Origin of the sequence: Lysinibacillus sp. CNPSo 3705, from assembly GCF_028674935.1 — a bacterium.
Lineage (GTDB): Bacteria > Bacillota > Bacilli > Bacillales_A > Planococcaceae > Lysinibacillus.
In genome coordinates this window covers 47,091-64,162 of the sequence record NZ_JAQZSD010000012.1, presented here as the reverse complement: position 1 = coordinate 64,162, position 17,072 = coordinate 47,091, and the positions used below count along the sequence as shown (strand labels likewise).

19 protein-coding genes are annotated in these 17,072 nt (G+C 34.9%); 11 read left to right on the top strand and 8 right to left on the bottom strand.

Features of this window, described 5'->3' with window-relative positions:
• Positions 1 to 447 precede the first annotated feature (447 nt).
• Together PVA17_RS07620 and PVA17_RS07615 are read right to left on the bottom strand one after the other, a co-directional pair.
• Complete coding sequence (locus PVA17_RS07620) at positions 448 to 657, bottom strand: hypothetical protein (RefSeq protein WP_274067344.1); 210 nt, start codon at positions 655 to 657, stop codon at positions 448 to 450.
• A 60-nt stretch (positions 658 to 717) separates the two neighbouring features.
• Positions 718 to 1,575 (bottom strand): LysR family transcriptional regulator, encoded by an 858-nt coding sequence (locus PVA17_RS07615; protein ID WP_274067358.1) that lies wholly within the window; start codon positions 1,573 to 1,575, stop codon positions 718 to 720.
• 244 nt (positions 1,576 to 1,819) lie between these two features.
• Here PVA17_RS07615 and PVA17_RS07610 point away from each other — a divergent pair, with 244 nt between their 5' ends.
• Positions 1,820 to 2,791, top strand: coding sequence for a DMT family transporter (locus tag PVA17_RS07610; protein ID WP_274067343.1), 972 nt, complete (start codon positions 1,820 to 1,822; stop codon positions 2,789 to 2,791).
• Positions 2,792 to 3,302: 511 nt separating this feature from the next.
• Complete coding sequence (locus PVA17_RS07605) at positions 3,303 to 3,743, top strand: GNAT family N-acetyltransferase (protein WP_132359373.1); 441 nt, start codon at positions 3,303 to 3,305, stop codon at positions 3,741 to 3,743.
• 329 nt (positions 3,744 to 4,072) lie between these two features.
• Here PVA17_RS07605 and PVA17_RS07600 read toward each other — a convergent pair whose 3' ends face one another.
• Positions 4,073 to 5,038 (bottom strand): DMT family transporter, encoded by a 966-nt coding sequence (locus PVA17_RS07600; RefSeq protein WP_274067342.1) that lies wholly within the window; start codon positions 5,036 to 5,038, stop codon positions 4,073 to 4,075.
• 84 nt (positions 5,039 to 5,122) lie between these two features.
• Between PVA17_RS07600 and PVA17_RS07595 the strand changes: the two genes are divergently transcribed.
• From PVA17_RS07595 to menC, 3 genes are read left to right on the top strand one after another with little or no spacing between them, the layout of a single operon-like run.
• Positions 5,123 to 5,695 carry a helix-turn-helix domain-containing protein gene (locus tag PVA17_RS07595; RefSeq protein WP_132359369.1) on the top strand — a complete coding sequence of 191 codons (573 nt, stop codon included), beginning with the start codon at positions 5,123 to 5,125 and terminating at the stop codon, positions 5,693 to 5,695.
• A 36-nt stretch (positions 5,696 to 5,731) separates the two neighbouring features.
• Positions 5,732 to 6,091 carry an oligopeptide/dipeptide ABC transporter ATP-binding protein gene (locus PVA17_RS07590; RefSeq protein ID WP_337993602.1) on the top strand — a complete coding sequence of 120 codons (360 nt, stop codon included), beginning with the start codon at positions 5,732 to 5,734 and terminating at the stop codon, positions 6,089 to 6,091.
• A 14-nt stretch (positions 6,092 to 6,105) separates the two neighbouring features.
• Positions 6,106 to 7,215, top strand: coding sequence for an o-succinylbenzoate synthase (gene menC / locus PVA17_RS07585; RefSeq protein WP_274067341.1), 1,110 nt, complete (start codon positions 6,106 to 6,108; stop codon positions 7,213 to 7,215).
• 293 nt (positions 7,216 to 7,508) lie between these two features.
• On the opposite strand, the gene PVA17_RS07580 is transcribed toward menC, so the two are convergent.
• The 5 genes from PVA17_RS07580 to PVA17_RS07560 form a co-directional block, all read right to left on the bottom strand.
• Positions 7,509 to 9,170 (bottom strand): methyl-accepting chemotaxis protein, encoded by a 1,662-nt coding sequence (locus tag PVA17_RS07580; protein ID WP_274067340.1) that lies wholly within the window; start codon positions 9,168 to 9,170, stop codon positions 7,509 to 7,511.
• Complete coding sequence (locus tag PVA17_RS07575) at positions 9,167 to 10,141, bottom strand: BMP family ABC transporter substrate-binding protein (RefSeq protein WP_132359470.1); 975 nt, start codon at positions 10,139 to 10,141, stop codon at positions 9,167 to 9,169. The genes PVA17_RS07580 and PVA17_RS07575 overlap by 4 nt, the downstream gene beginning before the upstream one ends.
• Before the next feature lie 334 nt (positions 10,142 to 10,475).
• On the bottom strand, positions 10,476 to 11,744 hold the full coding sequence (locus PVA17_RS07570; RefSeq protein ID WP_132359363.1) for a PTS ascorbate transporter subunit IIC: 1,269 nt from the start codon (positions 11,742 to 11,744) through the stop codon (positions 10,476 to 10,478).
• Between the two features lie 49 nt (positions 11,745 to 11,793).
• Complete coding sequence (locus PVA17_RS07565) at positions 11,794 to 12,057, bottom strand: PTS sugar transporter subunit IIB (protein WP_132359361.1); 264 nt, start codon at positions 12,055 to 12,057, stop codon at positions 11,794 to 11,796.
• Positions 12,058 to 12,062: 5 nt separating this feature from the next.
• Positions 12,063 to 12,512: a PTS sugar transporter subunit IIA gene (locus PVA17_RS07560; RefSeq protein ID WP_132359359.1), complete on the bottom strand. Its 450-nt coding sequence runs from the start codon at positions 12,510 to 12,512 to the stop codon at positions 12,063 to 12,065.
• A gap of 403 nt (positions 12,513 to 12,915) precedes the next feature.
• Between PVA17_RS07560 and PVA17_RS07555 the strand changes: the two genes are divergently transcribed.
• The 6 genes from PVA17_RS07555 to PVA17_RS07530 all read left to right on the top strand — a co-directional run bounded on the left by PVA17_RS07555 (position 12,916) and on the right by PVA17_RS07530 (position 16,949).
• Complete coding sequence (locus PVA17_RS07555; protein ID WP_132359357.1) at positions 12,916 to 13,695, top strand: SDR family NAD(P)-dependent oxidoreductase; 780 nt, start codon at positions 12,916 to 12,918, stop codon at positions 13,693 to 13,695.
• A gap of 98 nt (positions 13,696 to 13,793) precedes the next feature.
• A complete protein-coding gene (locus tag PVA17_RS07550) occupies positions 13,794 to 14,366 on the top strand; it encodes a TetR/AcrR family transcriptional regulator (protein WP_132359355.1) in 573 nt (190 codons plus the stop codon).
• Positions 14,367 to 14,916: 550 nt separating this feature from the next.
• Positions 14,917 to 15,072, top strand: coding sequence for a hypothetical protein (locus tag PVA17_RS07545; protein ID WP_274067338.1), 156 nt, complete (start codon positions 14,917 to 14,919; stop codon positions 15,070 to 15,072).
• 16 nt (positions 15,073 to 15,088) lie between these two features.
• Positions 15,089 to 15,406, top strand: coding sequence for a Rossmann-fold NAD(P)-binding domain-containing protein (locus PVA17_RS07540; RefSeq protein WP_274067337.1), 318 nt, complete (start codon positions 15,089 to 15,091; stop codon positions 15,404 to 15,406).
• Positions 15,407 to 15,549: 143 nt separating this feature from the next.
• Complete coding sequence (locus PVA17_RS07535) at positions 15,550 to 15,930, top strand: DUF5367 domain-containing protein (RefSeq protein WP_132359351.1); 381 nt, start codon at positions 15,550 to 15,552, stop codon at positions 15,928 to 15,930.
• A gap of 2 nt (positions 15,931 to 15,932) precedes the next feature.
• Positions 15,933 to 16,949, top strand: a complete 1,017-nt coding sequence (locus PVA17_RS07530) for an SDR family oxidoreductase (RefSeq protein ID WP_274067336.1) — start codon at positions 15,933 to 15,935, stop codon at positions 16,947 to 16,949.
• The last annotated feature ends 123 nt before the right edge of the window (positions 16,950 to 17,072 follow it).

Below are 17,072 nucleotides of genomic sequence, written 5' to 3'. Positions count from 1 at the left end.
CTGAATAGCTTTTGCTTGCTCTAATTACTTTGACGGGCAGCTCGGGATGTAGAACACGTGATTTTTTAATAAGAGCGTGTTTTGATTTAATTTTTAATCAAAACACGCTTTTTGGATTTCTTAATATCATGATTTATTTCTTTGGATCAAAATGCTCTTATGAAAAATCTGTATGGATGATTGCTTGTAATCCTTTTTTTATTATTTTTTGATCTGGAATGGAGAAGCGATTCTTACTCTTCTATCAGCGAAGTTCGATGCTTTATCAGCGATTTTTGCTCTTCTATCAGCGAAGTTCGATGCTTAGCGGCGTTCCTTGCTTGGTTAGCGGCGGAATTTCGTGTTTTAGCGGCGTTCTTCCTGTGGTTAGCAGCGCAACTCACACTTTTAGCGGCGAACAAAACTAAAGTCAGAGTTGAAGAACATTGTATAGAATTTTACACAACATTAAGGACTTGACTCCTTACCAGCGATATTCGATGCTTTATCAGCGATTCTTGGTCTTCTATCAGCGATATTCGATGCTTTATCAGCGATTTTTGCTCTTCTATCAGCGATGTTCGGGTGTTGATTACTTAAGACAACTTCATTCATTTTGCCTGTTGCTACTTCAATTTTAGGTCGTAAGCTTTCCACATTCTCTGTATATGTTACCAAAAACACTCTCCCATTGTTTGGATCTACTTCTCTTTCAATATCACGGAAAAAGACATAACCCTATATATGCTGATGCTCAGCAATTGTTTTTAAAAAACATTCCATCGAATTTGTCATATAGGCATCTTTTCGTCGAATAAAGACGGTTGAAATCGTACCGTATTTTTCAGGAATTGGATGACAATAAACCTTGCCTGTAGTAGATAGATGTTCAGCGGCTGATTGTGGTACAAGTGTAACGCCAAGACCGATGGCAACACTGTTTAAAATTGTCTCTAAAATATTAAATTCCATAATTCTTTTTGGCAATAAACCCTCATCTTTGAGCCAGAGTTCTAGCTTGGTACGATAGCCGCAACCTTGATTAGAAACAAGGATTGGTGTAGACATAAACTCCTCAATACGGAAGGCTTTGTTTTGTGAGATGAGAACGAGATTCTCGGTAAATACATCATATTGTTCTAAAGCTGGATGTTTAATCGGTCCAGTTATAAAAGCCCCATCTAATTGGTGATCCGCTACTTCTTTAATAAGCTCTTCAGTTAAACCAGCTTGTAGTGTTAAATCGACATTCGGATAACCTTTATAGTAGGACGCTAGAATGGTAGGTAAAATACTCACTGTTTCGACTGTACCGATTTTTAAAGTACCAGTCGGTGCATCACTATCTAAAAATACTTGTTTCATTTCCTCGACATCCTGCAAAATTTTATGAACGTAAGCAAGCATTTTTCGCCCTTCTGGATTTAATGTCATCCCTTTTTTATGACGATAAAATAGCGGCGTATTGAGCTCCTTTTCTAATAGCTTAATACGTGCAGTTACATTGGATTGTACATAATTTAATTCTTTTGCAGCATGGCTAATGCTCCCGTTATTTGCGACGCTTTTGAAAATCTGTAAATCTCGTAGTTCCATCAAACTTTTCCCCCTTTAAAAACTATCATTATAAATGATAGTTAATATCACTTTCAATCATTTTACGTGATGTATTTTCTTTTTTATAATTCTCATTGTGCAATAGAGGAACTTCTTCTAAAAACGCTACGTCCTGTGGCAATGACTGAGTGGCCAACATCGTGCGGCAAAAGCACGAAGCCGATTCCGCTCGCAATTATGACGAGCCATAATTGATAGGGTTATATAGAAATGAGGAAAAACAGTGAGAAAAAATCAAATAATAGTAGGCGTGATCGCATGTTTAATTGCAAGTATGTCATGGGGAGCCATGTTTCCAGTAGCAGATCATGCACTTGAATATATAAATCCGCTCTATTTTTCAACGATTCGATATGGAGCGGTATCGATTGTATTAGTCATTTTATTATGGATGAAAGAAGGGAAGAAAGCATTTCGTTTAGAAGGGAAAGGTAAATTGCTCGTCTTTTTTGGGACGATGGCATTTACAGTTTACAACGTGCTTGTTTTCTTAGGCCAAATGTTGATGGGGAAATCCGGTGTTATGGTAGCGTCGATTATGGAAGCACTCATGCCGATGATTTCGATTGCTATTCTATGGGGGTATAAACATGTGAAACCGAAGAAGTATATGATTAGTAGTATGATCATTGCTTTTGTTGGAGCTATTTTTGTTATTACAAAAGGCGATATGGGCTTCTTTCTTACACTTAAACATAATCTGGTTTCGCTTGCATTCATTTTAATTGGTGTTATAGGCTGGGTCATCTATACAATGGGCGGTCAAACATTTAATGATTGGTCTACGCTGCGCTATTCTACATTAACATGTGTATTTGGGACAGCTGTAACAGGTATCATTACAATGATCATGACGTTACAAGGAGTTGTATCAGTCCCAAGTATGGAAACGATTTTTGCTATTAAATATGATTTATTGTTTATGATGACACTGCCGGGTATTGTAGCATTGCTTAGTTGGAATTATGGTGTGAAAATCCTATCATCCATTAATGGGATATTATTTATTAATTTTGTTCCAATCACTACATTGGTCATTATGATGATAAAAGGATACAACATAACAATTTTTGATATGGTAGGGACCTTATTTGTTATTTCTGCTCTTATTTGGAATAACATCTGTCAGCGTAGAGAAGAAAACATGATTTTACAGGTTATGCATGAGGAAGAAGAATTGCGGCAGGCTGGATAGTACAAGGCATATTATTTTTTGTTGGGTCAATTGTCTTCTAAGCATTTTAACGTAGCGACATTTATACAACTACTCGCTAGATATTATTACTACAGTTTCGACGTAAGTATACTAATATCTAGCGACCGTAGTGGAAATATTATGGAAAAAACATCATTACAAAACACATCTGAGATCAACGTTAAAAGTTATGATGATTGGATGACATTTGTTAAACGTATGCGTGTATTAGGGATCTGTGCCGCCTAGTCGGAACGGAAATCAACCACACGTTATGGTGATGAGTTAGAAATATAGAAGGTATTTTTTCCCTGTATGCCGAAATAAACAAGAGTACAAATAGAGAGCAATATTTCTATATAATTGTACAATTTACGATGACTACCATCTGATGAGGAGTGATGTAGTATGTATAAAAAAATAACAAGTTGTTTAATCAGTAGGGGAACACTTATTTAGTAGAGAGTTCGAGATTATGGATTTCTCTACTACTAGAGGAGGAATCGGAAGTTTGCTTAGTTTAAGATCAATTGATCAAAGTAATTGGGAAGCTTGTATTCAACTGAAGCCAAAGCAAGAACAGGAAGAGTTTATTGCTTCGAATCTGTATTCAATTGCAGAAAGTAAATTTTTACCACAAATGAAGATCAAGGCAATCTATTGTGGGGAAATACTTATCGGTTTTGCGATGTACGGGATTGATTCCGATGATGGAAACTATTGGATATATCGGTTTATGATTGATGAGCAATTTCAAGGGCGTGGACATGGCAAGGGCGCAATGAAATTAATAATTGAAGACATCCGGAGTAGGGATGATCGCACTGATGTCATCTTGCTCGGGTATCAGCCAGACAATGAGCAAGCAAGAAAACTATACGCCAGTATGGGTTTTAAAGAGTCTGGAATGGCACCTTGGGGAGAAATGCTAGCAAAATATAGTTTTCATTAGAATGTCTAAGTGAATAATAAATATTACTAATGTTAACGTGGGATGTTCTTAAAGTTTATAAAGGGCTTTAGGAGCATCCCTTTTTATATAATTTTTGCATTTCCAATTTCCCCTTCACATTATCATGTCGTTTCGTTATTAAAAATCTATCAAAAGAGGATAGATTGAAAAGTTTGCGAGAGATGGACATTGAACAGCTTCTATATAAAATTTTGTTTTTCTTATCTTGTGTTTTTAATAGATTCTAAAGTGTCTATCAACATAGTTATAAATGAATAATTCAATTTAGCGTGTTTTAATCCGTTTTCGGTTTAAAACACGCTCTTTAACTATACTATTTTCTTTTGCTTTGATACAGGAACTGACCGATTTAAAATACTGTTAGCTATCATTCCAATCATAATAATGATCATACCGATTAGAGATACTCCAACAGGCCAAGAACCATTTAAAAAAAGGATTTCACCAAGAACAGTAAAAATCATTGTTCCAGCTTGCGTTGCCTCCACTGCACCTAACAAAGACAGGTTATTTTTCGCTAAGTCAGTAGCGAAGAAAAATGTCATTGTGGCGATAACACCCGAACATAATGCTAATAAGAAACCTTGCGTGATTTGCCCAGATGTTGGAATGCCAGTTGTTGTCCAACCATAAATTGCTAATAGAATACTGACAGGAAGGCTGCCAATTGCCATGCCTAGCACGCGTTGAAATGTATCTAAGCGACCAGCAACGACTTCCATCATTTTTCGATTACCGAAAGGATATAAGAATGCAGCGATAACTACAGAGAGGAAGCCAGATAAAAATTGAGAAATAGTAATATTTCCAGCTTCTGTTAATTGCATACAAATGACACCCGTTAAAATAAATAAGGAAACGAGTAAGCTTCGCATTGGAATTTTACCGCGAACTTGTTTAACTCCGGATTTCGTCTCCAATGTAATAAAGAATAACGGGGATAATAACAAACCAGCTAAAATGGTTATTTGCCATGTACCTGCTACGAGCCATGCAGGACTAAATACAGCAGCATAGCTTAATAATGAATAAAATCCAACCCCGGCTATTGTGCCATAGCCAAGCCATGCCAAAGGGTGTTTACGCATTTCTACCCATAGTGGACGAAGGTTTTTGCGAAATAGAACGATAAAGAATAAAATGGGTAAAGCGAATAAAAATCGGAAGGAAGCAGTCCAAGCCCAGCTTGTTCCTGATACGTTCATAACTCGATTTATAATAAATGTAGCTGAAAAAAACGCAGATGATAAAATACCTAATAAGATAGCACGCATTTCGTTCGCTCCTTTCTGAATATATACTATAATATAATTATCTGTGTAAAAAGTAAATTATAATATACTGAAAGTGGGGTTCATATGAAAGAACAAGAGGATATGCAAACAAAAGAAGTCATTTTGCAAGTTGGTCAATTGTTACGACAAATAAGGAATGAACAGAAATTAAGTTTAGAAGAGTTAGCGAAAAAAACAGGTGTTAGTAAATTAACGTTAGGGAAAATTGAGAGAGGAGAAACGAATCCTACATTAGGCGTCATTTGGAAGATTACAAAAGGATTATCCATTCCGTTATCACGGCTTATGGTGATAGAAGATATAGTAAATGTTGCACGCTGTGGACAAGGAATTATTATCGAAGAAAATCAAATTTGGCGATTAGAGACTATATTTCGTTATAAAAAAGAAACAGGATTGGAAATGCATCGTGCTTGTTTGCAACCGAATAGCGTATATGAGGCAGAACCTCATCATGAAGGAGCTATCGAATATGTAACAGTAATGAAAGGGGAAATTTCGATTCAAGTTGGACAAGAAGTACATGTATTAAACGAGTTTGATTCTATTCAATTTGAAGCAAATAGAAAGCATAGCTATGAAAACAAGGGGAATGAAGTTGCAGTGCTCCATTTAACAATGAAATATTTATCTTGAAATAAGGTATCACGCGTATTTTGATCTTTGGATTTTATGTGCCACGCTGTAGTTGAGAGCTGTATTGACAGCACCAGTGGAATTTGTGTTTCAAAGAAAAGAGCAGAGTGGGATTTAGGAAAGCTAGTAGAAGAAACAACGACAGATGAAATTTTTATCAACCCAATGCATCCTTATACTAAAGCACTTTTATCAGCAATGCCTGTGCCCAATCCGCGAATAAGACGTGAAAAGATTAAGCTGCAAGGTGAAATCCCTTCTCCATTGAATCCACCAACAGGCTGTGTTTTCCAGACGAGATGCCCTTTTGTAATGGAAAAATGCCGGACGGTGGAGCCGGAGTTAGTCGAACATTCACCTGCCCATAAAACGGCCTGTCATTTATATTACATGTAGGGGAGTTTTGAGAAATGAAAATTGAAAAAATTATAGTTCGCAAAATGAAGATGACCATGAAATCACCCTTTGAAACAAGTTTTATGAAGCAGCAAGAACGTATTTTCTTAATTATTGAAGCGTATGGTGAGAAGCATGTTGGTTATGGAGAATGTGTTGTTAGCGCTTATCCTTATTATGGAGAAGAAACGGCTTCAACGGCATTCTCTATTATCGATGAATTTTTAATACCACTTGTTATCAATCAGGAATTCAACCACCCAGATGAAGTAAATGAGAAATTTGCTCGTGTGCGTCGCAATAATATGGCAAAATCTGCGGTGGAAGCAGCCATTTGGGATTTATATGCCAAAGAGCAGGGCATACCTTTAGCACAAGCTCTTGGAGGAGAAAAAAAAGAAATTACAGTTGGCATTAGCCTAGGCATTGAAGAGGATACGAATGTATTGCTGGAAAGCATTGAAGGTTATTTAAAACAAGGGTTCAAAAAAATTAAAATTAAAATTAAGCCTGGAAAAGATATCGAAGTACTGCGTGTAATCCGTAATCGTTTTGGTGATATTCCTTTAATGGCAGATGCCAATTCTGCCTACTCGTTAGAAGATCTTCCATTATTTAAAGAGATGGATAAATTAAATTTAATGATGATTGAGCAACCACTTGAGCATGATGATATTGTCGATCATCGAAATTTACAAAGAGAACTCAATACACCGATTTGCTTAGATGAAAGTATACATTCATACGATGATGCCAGACGTGCAATTGAACTAGGTAGCTGCAAAGTGATTAATATAAAGGTAGGTCGTGTTGGAGGCTTATCTGAGGCTAAAAAGATTCATGATTTATGTCAGCAGCATCAGATCCCTGTATGGTGTGGAGGTATGCTAGAATCAGGGATTGGTCGTGCTCATAATATCGCCATTACAACACTGTCAAACTTTACAATACCTGGTGATACAGCACCGTCTTCTCGCTATTGGCATGAGGACATTATTGAGCCAGAGATTGTCATGGATGACCAAGGACATATCCAAGTTTCTGATCTACCAGGTATTGGTTATAATGTTGCGCAAGACAAACTTGAAAAATACACAATAGAAAAATATATTTACGAAGCATAATGAAGGCTTCTCTAAATTTTAGTCATACAAAAACTGCACCTGCAATTGTTAGATTGTGTCTAACAATTGGGGTGCAGTTCACTATAAAGATGGAGGCTTTAGAGCCCCAATACTACAATCTAAAAATTGTGAAGGTTATTTATGTGTAAAAGTTCTTGCTACAATTGCTCATTTTATTGTATGTGGCTTGACGCTCTTTAGCAGGAGAGCGTGAACACCGTGTAGCAGATATTAGCGTCTTTTCATTAAACGCACCTATTACTCTGAAGTAATAGACGAAAATAATACGAAATTTATAATGTGAATTTTTTTAGTTCTACAGACAATGTATTTGTCATTTCTTGAAGTTCTGAAACCTTCTCACTAATTTTTTTGAATGATCCTAACTGTTCTTGAGTAGAAGCGGATATTTCTTCTGTTCCTGCTGCGGTTTCTTCCGTAATAGCTGAAATGTTTTCAATAGCATTGTTCATGTGCTGGCTCATTTCGCTTGTTTTCTCCATATCCTTCGTAAGGTGCTTTAATTGATCATTAATGTCTAATACATGAGTTGCAATTACCTCAAAAGACTTTTCTGTATCGGTCATCGATTGTAATTGTTCCTTTGAAAGCTGATGTCCATGTTCTGCCGTAGAAAGAATGCGTGTAATGCCATCTTGTATCTGTGTCACCATCGAAGAGATGAAAGTAGTGGCTTTTTCTGTTTCATGAGATAGTTTTTTGACTTCCTGCGCTACAATAGCGAATCCTTTTCCGGCTTCGCCAGCACGTGCCGCTTCAATTGCAGCGTTTAATGCTAAGAGGTTTGTTTGATCAGCAATCGCGTGAACGGCATTAGCCGCACCTTCAATTTCTGTTGTGAATTGAGAGAATTGAGTAACAGCCTCTTTAATATTAATCGAAGTGGATGAAATATCCTTTGCAATAGAGGATTGCTTCTCTAGTGAGCTACGACCATTTTGAACAGCAGTAAGTGCTTTGTTACCGTTTACTGCGGATTGTTCACTTGTTTTCTGAACAGTAGTAAATTGATCTGCCATCGTATTCATCAGGATAGCCGTTGACTGGATATCTTCTGAAATAGTGAGGCTTCCCTTTGCCAATTCGTCGGTTGATGTAGCAATTTGTTTACTGCCTTCGTTAACAGTTTCAATATAGCTTGTGACATCTTTAGTAAATAGACCAACATTTTTACCTACATGATCAATGGATTGTACGGTGCTTTTTAAGCTAACAATCATTTTGGAAAAGTTCTCAGTCAGTTGATCAACTTCATTGCGACTACCTTTCTTATAGGGAAGGGAAGAGGTGTCAATTGTCAAATTCCCTGCAGCCACCAATTGTGCACAATCCACGATTCGGTTAATCGGATTTGTAATTTTTTTCGTTGCGGCATACGAAAAAATAATAGTAGCGATAAGTAGAAAGATACTACCTATTATTGTTGATGTAGTAATAAAAGAAATTTTTTGTGTTGCCAAATCATTCGTTTCTTTATACCATTCATTTGTTTCTTTTTTCAGTAGATACATATCGTTCAAAATACCGGAAATTCTGATGGATTGTTTTTTTATCTCAGGACGATTGTGAGCAAGAAATCCTGCTTCTGAAGCTTTTTCTAATTCGTCGTATTTACCCCCGATTTTTTTGATGATGGCCTTATGCTCAGCTATTTTTGCAATAGTTGAGAGTTTTTCTAAATTTACTTTCGTTTCTTGCAAAGTTGAAAGAGCTTCATTTTTATTGGCCTCACTATCTAAAAAAGTGTAGTTATTTAATGATTGGCTCGCTAAAACTAAACTTTGTTCAAGTTCTTTCACTGCCAGCAAAAGTTCTGTATCATCTTGTGCAGTTGTTTGTATATCAAATGTTTGAACGATAATAAAACCAATCATAGCCATTGCGAGGACAATGGGAATAAGTATGTTCATGAATAATTTTTTTCGTAGTGTCACTGGCTGTTCCCCTTTTCTGCAGTAACTTTTATTTTACCCGAAACAATATCTTCTTGAGCTTTTTTAATAGCAGCTTGTTGCTCAGGTGTAAGTTTAATAACACGTATATCCGCTAGGCCCACGCCATTATCAGCTAAACCGAATGACAACGATTTTTCGGAAATTTTCCCTTCCTCATCTAATGTTTTAGCCATTTTAAAAACAGCTTGGTCGACGTTTTTTAACATGGATGTTACGACAGTTTTTTCTGCAATGTAAAATTGATCAATATCAACTCCGGCCGCATATATGCCCATATCTTCGGCTTTCTTTATGGCGCCAAAGCCTGTGAATCCAGCTGCATGATAAATAAAATCTACGCCGTTCTTAATGTAACGTTCTGCGATTGCGGCACCTGCGTCGGTATCATCAAATGTGCCAGCGTACTCACTAACAATTTCGATTTTTGGATTAAAATACCGAGCACCCTCAATAAAGCCGTTTTCAAAATGATGGATAACTGGAACATTTGCACCGCCAATAAATCCTAATTTTCCAGTTTTACTCGTCATTGCGGCAACCATTCCAAGTAAAAAGCTTCCTTCCTGCTCTTTAAAAGTAATTGAAGTGATGTTGGCAACATCTGATTGCCCATCTATAAGGATAAATTGCTGATTAGGATATTTCTTCGCAGTCTTTTCTAAAGCTTCCTGTACAGAGAAGCCTAGACCAATAATGACGTTATACTTTTCTGCGACAAGTTCCTCGAGCTTCTGCTCGTAATTGCCATCTGGCGCCTCTTTATAATCAAACAAAATACCTAGCTCATCGCGTGCTTTCTCAAGCCCTTTAAAAGCTGAGTCATTAAACGATTCATCACCAAGCCCTGCATCCGAAAGTAAGATACCAATTTTATAGTCATCTTGCGCTTTTTCCTGCTGAGTAATGGAACAGCCTGCTAATAACAAAGCTATTAAGCAAAAGCCCATCATGTATTTTTTCAATATGAATACCTCCAATTGTATGTATTATTTATATCGGCAATAAGTTATTCTAAGTCAGAGGTCAGACGATGATTTTTTGTTTTACCATTAAATACTATCAGATTATTTACAATTTACTACAGGAAAATGGGTTTAAATCATTCTCGATATTTTCTAATCACTGAGTATTTAGTTTGTTTTGTAATGGATTTCCTCTATTTGTATAGTGAAAAAGGTCGGGGAATAATGTGAAATATTTATATATTTTGCAAAATCATCCCTTTTCTTTAGCAAATAAAAAGCCTCGCAAACATCTACAGAGTTTGCGAGACATACGAATGAATTAAACTGCACTAAATAACTTTACTATATTTATTAGTATGATCCCTACAATGCCGAAGTCTGAATCACCAAATGTAGTTCCTTCAAAGCCGATATCACCCATAAAGATCAGTAGAAGCGCAGGGATAAAGCTTATCATTAATCCGTTGGCAAATGCTCCTACGATAGCACCGCGTCTACCACCAGTTGCATTTCCGAATACTCCTGCAGCAGCACCCGTGAAAAAATGTGGTACTAGCCCAGGTACAATTACTTTTAGCCCTATGAGAGGTAGTATAAACATGGACACTAAACCTGCTACAAAACTAAACAAGAAGCCGATAATAACTGCATTCGGTGCGAACGGAAAAATTGTAGGGCAGTCTAATGCAGGCTTTGTGTTTGGCACAAGTTTATCTGCAATCCCTTTAAAGGCAGGAACAATCTCGGAAATTAGCATTCGCACGCCAGCCAAAATGATATAAACACCAGCGGCAAAAGTAATAGCTTGAATAATGGCAAAGACGATAAAATTCGAACCGCCAGATAATTGTGTCTCAATATAGGATGAACCTGCAAATAGAGCAATGATAATAAAAAATAGACTCATAGTTAAGGACACAGCTACAGATGTATCTCTTAAAAAACCTAGAGATTTTGGGACTTTTATGTCTTCTGTTGATTTGGCTTTGTTTCCAAGCAGCTTCCCAATTTTAGCAGAGACATAATAACCAACACTGCCAAAATGGCCAACAGCAAAATCATCACTGCCAGTTATTTGACGAACAGTTGGTTGTAACATGGCAGGGAATACGACCATACAAAGACCTAGTATAATAGAACCGACGATGATAAGAGGTGTACCATTCATACCGCCGACTGACAGTGATGCTGCGATTAAACACGCCATAAACAATGTATGATGACCAGTTAAAAATATATATTTAAAAGGCGTAAATCGCGCAAATAATATGTTCATAATCATACCGAAAACCATAATCATGGCCGTAGATGTTCCGAAACTAGTTTGAGCGGCTGCTACAATCGCTTCATTATTTGGGATAACCCCTTGGACATGAAATGCATGATCAAACATTTTACTAAAATGATTTAAAGAACCAATTAAAACGCTTGCACCTGTGCCAAGGATCACAAAACCCATAACCGTTTTTAACGTACCAGAAAGTACTGTTGAAGTTGATTTTTTTTGGATTAATAAACCGACAAAAGCGAATAGGCCGACTAATATAGCTGGTGTTCCTAAAATGTCATTCATAATAACATCTAACATATTAACACCTCATCCTATCCATTTTTTAATTAAGTTCAAATTCAATCCTTTATAGCAGTGGTTGAAGCTTTAATTTAATTTCTGAAATACTCATCATATTAACAATACTAACGATATGACCTCTCCCTTCGGGCAATTGATTGACAATATCTTCTGCTCCAATATAAATATCCGCTTTCTCTGCCTTGGCAGATGCTAAATCCGTATGCGTTACTTCTGCAACTTTTTCAAGTTCAGCTAACGCTTTTTTTACATTCAATTCCATGATAAAGCTACTGCCTAAGCCATTCCCGCACACTACTAATATTTTCATCAAGGTTACTCCTTTGTCATAATTTGTTGGATTTCTTTAATAATATCGTCTTTATGCTGGCAGGTGATGATGATATCTATTTGATTGGGTTCTTGCAAAATCTTTGTTAAGTCAACTAATGCCTGTAGATGCGATACATTATCTGTCGCAGCTAAGATAATAATTAAGAAAACAGGCTTTTCTGGTCCAAACAAAACAGGTTTTTGTAAGCTTAATAGGCTCATGCCTAGCTCGTTAACTCCATCTGTGTGCCGTGCATGTGGAATGGCTACTTTTGGTGTTATGACTACATAAGGTCCGTGTTTTTCAATGGATTGAATCATTGATTCAATATAACGTTCTTCGATTTTATTGTGTTTTAGTAGTGGACTTGCCGCTAAATGAATAGCTTCCTGCCAAGTATTTACAAAATTTGCGAGTTGTATAGTATCTTTTGTCAGTAACTCAGTTAACAAGTACAACCCTCCTTTCATAGGGATAAACAGTTCCCATTCCATGTTATTAATGTTGAATATGGAATTATGTCATAAGAGAATATATTTTTTGTTTGGCTAAATTGATAAGTGTAAAAGGAGCAACCATGACAGTATACTAGATGTCACTCAACCCATGGCAATAATTATTGAAATAATAAAAATTGTCGATTTTGGGAGTAGTGATGAAAAAATATTGGCCTTTGAGAGTAACGAAATGTAATTGAAATTAAGAGGTGCAAAAGCATCTTAGGGAATAGTATATACATGGAAAATAAGGAAATGTATTTACTTCTTTCTGGTATGCTATATACTTATATGTAATAAATTTCTATTTAATGGATGTATATGGGCAATTCCTTATATTAAATGAGAGGAGTATTATATGAAAAAGAAGACTGTTTTATTGACAGGTGCTAGTGAAGGGATAGGATTGGAACTAGCAAAAATATTTGCTACAAATGGAGATAGACTTATTTTGATTGCTCGTAACCAAAAGAAATTAGTCGAGGTTTCCCAAATTCTAAGTCCGCTAACAGAAGTAATTATAATAGAGAAAGACTTATCAAAAATTGGCGCAGCTAAGGAAATCTATGATGAAATAAGATTAAAGGGAGAACACATAGATATACTTGTTAATAATGCTGGGATGGGATTGCAAGGATATTTTCATCAACTATCAGAGCAAGAACAGCTACGCATGATTCAGTTGAATATTATGACTTTAACTGAACTTACTCATTTATGTATACAGGATATGCTAAAAAGTGGTTATGGTCGTATAATGAATATTGCCTCTATTTCATCTTTTATTGCTACACCAAGTATGGTTGTATATGGAGCAACTAAAGCTTATGTATTGTCTTTTTCAGAAGCATTAAATATAGAACTTCAGAACAAAGGAGATTTTGCTGTAACAGTTGTTTGTCCTGGACCTACTAAAACAAATTTTTCTAAAAATAATAATATGAATCAATTAGATCAAATAGCAAGTATGGTTGGTACTAGACCAGAAAAGGTAGCTGAAGTGGCTTATAATTCATTAATAAAGAAAAAAATTACTAATATACCTGGTAAGCGTTACAAAGTCGCTATAATAAGTATGAGATTCTTACCAAGATATTTAGTTCAATTTTTAATTGGTAAATTGATGCTAAGTAAATAAGGTGGTATTTGAAAAATCTAAATGTTTTATCACAATAAAATTAGTTATTTAACTAACTGACTCTTTTACTAATTTTAAACAGAATCGGAGGTATTCTTTTGGCGAAACCTATTGGAAAATCAAAGCAGGAATTAATACAGGCAGCAATGCAATGTTTAGTAGATAACGGAATTGCAAATTTTACGTTGAAATTGGTTGCTACATATGCTGATGTAACACAGGGGACTATTTATTACCATTTCAAAACGAAAGAACAAATACTTTTAGAAATAATTAAATATATTTGTGAAGATTCTTGGGGAAAATTATTTGAGAATGATCAATTTACAATTAGCGCTGCTCTTGAAATTATAAAAAGTCGTTTTAAAAACGATGCTTTCTATCATAAATTGTTAATTTCATTGATTGTTCTTGGATTTAATAACCCGTTAATAAAAGAGCAACTTGGCCAAGTTTTAATGAATGAAAATGATAGTTTGCTATTTGGTATAAAAAAATTATGGAGAGCTTCACCAATTGATGGGGTATCGTTAACAACATGGAGTATTTTTTTTAATGCATTGATTGATGGCATAGCAATACAGTTAATTACATGTGAGGATTTTCCAATAGATACTTTTTATAAAGAGCTAGAAAAGATACTCATCACGATTCAACAATTGGAAGAGTAAATCTACAATCACTAATAAAAAATGAGAATACAACAAACGATCTATCATAAAAATTTGTAATTTGTTTAGAGGCAGAATAAATTTAATCATAGTTTAAATAAATATTTTCATTTATTCCATAAATTGTTATAATTTGTATTAGTTAACTGACTTAGATAATAATAAATGTGATTTAATCTGAAAAATTAAAAACGGTTTAACTTTGTGTGATGAATACACTCATTATCGAGCGCAAAGTTAAACCGACGGAATTGTTCTCTCATGAAAAGATTGTTTTTTTAGTAATCCAGCGCGCTAAGTAAACAAATACTTTTATGTTTTCCATAAGTAGATATTTTACGTTGAAGTCCTTATAAGTCATAACAATAATTACATCTTATGCATATCTTCAATGTTTTAAGTTAATCCTTTGCTTTTCAGGGGCAGAATTTATTAGTGTACCCTCTGTTCGTATATGACAAAAACTTAGAAACTTGGTAGTGTTCATATATCTCCTTTGAGAGCACTTGTTGAACTTCTTTCATTACTAGCTGTTCTGAACAAGTAGTTAATGACATTAGTTCAAGCAGCCTCATCTAAAACCAATAAAACGGGGATTATTGATCGTACGTTAATATCGGAGAATTATATTTTAAAGCCCAACGGAACATGGTTAGATGATGCGGAGTTGTTAATCCCTGCTGCTTATCAAACATTCTATAAATGAATCAAATGTAGATAGAGTGAGTGCTTCTATAATTATTGAAGCGGCAAACTTACCAATTGAAATAGGGATAGAAGAACGTCTAATTAACAAAGGAATTATTATAGTCCCAGATTTCATATGTAATAGTGGAGCAGCTGCTTTTTTTGGTATGTTGGCTTCTGGACAAGCAAATTTTGAAGATATATTTGAAAAAGTGGAAACGAACGTTAATAATTCGCTTAATGATATTCTGGAACATAAATCTTTATTTAATTGTGATATAAGGGAATCTGCTAATCATTATGTTTTGAAAATTCAAAGAAGTTTAGCATTGAGTAATAAAATAAATGTATAAAATAAAAATTGTTAGAAGAGTCTGATAATTTATTTTGTTATAAAAAAATAGAAAATACTTTATGAGGTTCAAGATGAAATTTCCAACGCCAAAGAAATGGGTCAAATTATTGATATATCAACTAATATAGGGGGTAGTGAGAAATGCCGTTTTTCTTACTCTGGGGCTTTCTTGTATGGTTAGGTGCAAGTTTAATTTTTAGGGTTTTAGGTCAAGTATTTTTTATTCCTGACAATACATTGCTAATGGTATCGTCTTATATTTTAGTAATTCCGTTGATTCTAGTTCTTACATTCCCTATTTATAAATTTAAAAAAATTCAAAAGAATAGTGAAAGAATGAAAGCTGCAGTGTGTATAGCTCTTCCGGGAATGTTAATTGACGCTATTGTATTAATCTACTTTGATCAAGTTTTTGTAAATTTGTCAGTCGATACAGATAGATTTTTCGCTTCATGGCTAATGTGGGCATACTCATTGATTCTCTTAACTGGATTTTTTAATACAAAGAAATTGGAGGGATAGTTTTGTATAAAAATATATTTATTACTGGGGGGAGTGGAGTACTTGGTACCTCTGTAATTGAGAAACTACATGATTTTAATTTATATTGTTTAGTCCACAGTACGCCACTAAAAAAAGATAATGTTAAAACGATAATAGGTGATATACGTTTTCCTCAGTTAGGTTTAAATGATAACGATTATATTGAGCTATGCGAAAATATAGATTTAATCGTTCATATGGCAGCATTGACAAATTTTAATATGTCATACGAAAAAATTAGTACTACAAATGTAACAGGGACTCTGAATGTTTTAAAACTAGCAAAAGATGCAAATGTGCCATTGTATCATGTGAGCACAGCATATGTTCATAATTTCAATCAAGAGGATTCATACATTACTACGGGTAATGGTTATGAGACTTCTAAAATAGAAGCAGAAAAATATCTTTGTGATAGCGATATTCCTATAACGGTCATCCGACCTTCAATTATTTTAGGCGATTCAAAAACAGGAGAAATTGCGAATGAACAAGGTTTTCATTATATTACCAAATTATTATTACAAAATCGAATACCTATTATACCCGGAGATGCTGAGGCGAAAATAGATATAGTGTCACAAGACTATGTCGCTAATGTTATTTCTCATTTAATCAGGAGTAATAAAGCTGGAGGAGAATTTTTTGTAACATTAGGAAATAATGCACCGAATTTAGAGGAGGTAATCCATAATATTATACATTCTGGTATTAAGATTACAGGTCAGTCGCTTTCTATACCGAAAATAGTATCGGGCGAGATGTTTGATCGATTAATAAAACCAGTATTTCTACCAAAATTACCTATACAATATCGGAGAGAAATAAAAGTCGCTTTGTATATGTTTAAGTATATAAATATTAGTGGTTGTTTACCTAGTTCCATGGAATCCCTGTGTAATACCTTTGGAATGGAAGAACATCGCGATATAAAGGAGGTTATATATAATAATGTGAAGTATCTTGTAGAAAATGAATCACTAAAAGCTACTGTATAAAAATTTTTATGTTAGTAGGATATTCAGAGACTCTAATGAAAAAGTCCTTTTGAATGATGAAGGAATGTTACCGATTGGACCTATGAAGAAGGATAATAATAATTTCTTTTAACATCGATGTGA

Coding starts and splice junctions, on each gene's coding strand:
- PVA17_RS07615 (WP_274067358.1), bottom strand. CDS start 1,575: ATGGAACTACGAGATTTACAGATTTTCAAAAGCGTCGCAAATAACGGG.
- PVA17_RS07600 (WP_274067342.1), bottom strand. CDS start 5,038: ATGCGTGCTATCTTATTAGGTATTTTATCATCTGCGTTTTTTTCAGCT.
- PVA17_RS07595 (WP_132359369.1), top strand. CDS start 5,123: ATGAAAGAACAAGAGGATATGCAAACAAAAGAAGTCATTTTGCAAGTT.
- PVA17_RS07590 (WP_337993602.1), top strand. CDS start 5,732: ATGTGCCACGCTGTAGTTGAGAGCTGTATTGACAGCACCAGTGGAATT.
- menC (WP_274067341.1), top strand. CDS start 6,106: ATGAAAATTGAAAAAATTATAGTTCGCAAAATGAAGATGACCATGAAA.
- PVA17_RS07575 (WP_132359470.1), bottom strand. CDS start 10,141: ATGATGGGCTTTTGCTTAATAGCTTTGTTATTAGCAGGCTGTTCCATT.
- PVA17_RS07570 (WP_132359363.1), bottom strand. CDS start 11,744: ATGTTAGATGTTATTATGAATGACATTTTAGGAACACCAGCTATATTA.
- PVA17_RS07565 (WP_132359361.1), bottom strand. CDS start 12,057: ATGAAAATATTAGTAGTGTGCGGGAATGGCTTAGGCAGTAGCTTTATC.
- PVA17_RS07555 (WP_132359357.1), top strand. CDS start 12,916: ATGAAAAAGAAGACTGTTTTATTGACAGGTGCTAGTGAAGGGATAGGA.
- PVA17_RS07545 (WP_274067338.1), top strand. CDS start 14,917: ATGACATTAGTTCAAGCAGCCTCATCTAAAACCAATAAAACGGGGATT.
- PVA17_RS07535 (WP_132359351.1), top strand. CDS start 15,550: ATGCCGTTTTTCTTACTCTGGGGCTTTCTTGTATGGTTAGGTGCAAGT.